This is a genomic window from Halomonas sp. SIMBA_159 (assembly GCF_046536035.1).
Classification (GTDB): Bacteria; Pseudomonadota; Gammaproteobacteria; order Pseudomonadales; family Halomonadaceae; genus Vreelandella; species Vreelandella venusta_A.
This window is the reverse complement of sequence record NZ_JAWJBT010001620.1, coordinates 1-236: the sequence shown is the minus strand read 5'-3', so window position 1 is coordinate 236 and position 236 is coordinate 1. Positions and strand designations below refer to the sequence as shown.

Sequence of the window (236 nt, the reverse complement as noted above, 5' to 3'; positions counted from 1 at the left end):
CTTTCTGCCCGCAGGCATGTTATGCCGGTGGCCCGGGTCGTTTCCGCTACCTGCTGTTTAAAGACATCAACCGTCACATGGTACTCAACCCATCACCGGCGTATCGCGGTAACCGCCGATAAGCAAAGTCCCAATCGTAAAAGTCCCAATCGCAAAAACGGCGCTGATAGCGCCGTTTTTTTATGGTGTGTAGCGCTCCACAGCATCGGCTGGGGAGTGGTGCTTTCAAAACAGAC

Annotated in this window: 1 pseudogene; it reads left to right on the top strand. The window is 53.8% G+C overall.

What is annotated here, in order from left to right:
- Positions 1 to 122: pseudogene (locus tag R0J87_RS24695) on the top strand ((S)-ureidoglycine aminohydrolase); the annotation flags it as partial.
- Between the last annotated feature and the right edge of the window lie 114 nt (positions 123 to 236).